The following is a 1440-nucleotide window of genomic DNA, read 5'->3' on the forward strand; positions in this document are numbered from 1 at the left end:
CGCGAGAGTATTGGGATGACCTCTCTATCTCCTCGGCACATCCGCCGTCGTTCTCCTTCTCTGGCACGCCTGGCCCCGCCTCACCGGCCGGGACCGGGGCCGGATCACGACAAAGGAGTATGCCCTGATTGCCTTCGTCATCGTCCTCCTCTCCATGCCGGTCCCGTTCCGCTGGCTCAGTTTCATCGTATGGGAGATCTCTATCCTTGCGGCCCTCATCACCGCCGCTCTCTTCGTCTGGTTCTTTCGGCCGTTCTTCACCGGGGGGAGCGTCCCGGTGCGGGAGTATGCCTGGCTCGTCGTGGTCGTCTTCTGCCTGCCGCTCCTGTTCCTCTTCTGGTGTTTCATGGGGAACGACATGTGCCTTGAGTACTCTTGCGACACCCGACATGGCGACGCATCGCACGACAATGCCCGGAGGATCAGTGAGACGAAAGGGGTCGTCGCCGGATACCAGTGATGAGGTGAGGCGGAGATGCGGGCAGCAGCGTTGGTGACGGTTCTTGCTGTGGTCGGTATTATGGTTGTGGCCGGTACGGTTATTTTCTGCGGAACAGAACAGGAGTCGCAGGCAACTCCGCCCTGCAGTTCACACCTTTTTCACGTCTTTAACGCCTATGACGTGCCGCACGAGGTTAACGTAACGGTGTTTGACGCCAACGCCACTCGCATTCGTGTTCCTGTCTGTACGGAGGTATATCGGCTTGAGGCGGACGAGGATGTAACATCGTTCATCAAGAACGACGGGACGTCCATCAAGAATGACGGGGGGGAGTATCAATTTGAAATATCGATCGACGGTAAAGATCCGGAAGTATTTGCGTTTTCTATCTCACGTTGCCATTCTCTTGCAATCTCCGTCCTGGCGGAGGGCGACATTCAGGCTCTCATGATGACGAGCAACTATGCGGTGGCCGAGTGTACGGATGCCCTCCCTGCTTGACGCCCGGATGAAGAACTCCACAAGCCCGGAGGCTGCTGATGAGATGTACGCATTCCGTGTACGTAACATGTGTGCTTCTCCGGCCTCCGGGAAGAAATCGAGGAGAACAATCATGAGTGAGTTATGCAGAGCGGGGAAATCCATCCTTTGGGGAGTGCTGTTACATCCAAGGTAAAAGCATAGAGGAGATCCTGAAATCGAAAGTCAACAGACGTTTGCTCGTTATCGGGGTTCTGGCGTTCATCGGCGTCGTTCTCCTCGTCGCGACGGTTGTAGTTGCGTATACCGCCCTTGTTGCCCTGATCACGGGGATCGACGGTCCCCCTCAGGCGCTTGTCGTCCAGAAGGTTCCGGATGCTCCCCCGGAGAATGCATCCGTCATCCACCTGACCGATCAGGATCTCAAGCAGCACCCGGTGCTCGACTCCGCGATTCGGGACGCCAACAGGAACCCCGACGTGCAGGTATCCGGTGTAGCCCCGATGACGGGGATCGAA

Annotated in this window: 2 protein-coding genes and 1 pseudogene; all 3 read left to right on the top strand. The window is 57.2% G+C overall.

The window, feature by feature from the left end; genetic code table 11:
* The first annotated feature begins 154 nt into the window (after positions 1-154).
* The gene (locus BP737_RS13540; RefSeq protein ID WP_292410321.1) at positions 155-460 is read left to right on the top strand and encodes a hypothetical protein; all 306 of its coding nucleotides are present in this window, start codon (positions 155-157) and stop codon (positions 458-460) included.
* A 15-nt stretch (positions 461-475) separates the two neighbouring features.
* Entirely contained in the window at positions 476-943 is a 468-nt protein-coding gene (locus BP737_RS13545) for a hypothetical protein (RefSeq protein ID WP_342686268.1), read from the top strand.
* A 215-nt stretch (positions 944-1158) separates the two neighbouring features.
* Positions 1159-1440: pseudogene (locus BP737_RS13550) on the top strand (hypothetical protein); the annotation flags it as partial.

It is taken from the genome of Methanoculleus sp. UBA291 (genome assembly GCF_002499755.1).
GTDB lineage: Archaea > Halobacteriota > Methanomicrobia > Methanomicrobiales > Methanoculleaceae > Methanoculleus > Methanoculleus palmolei.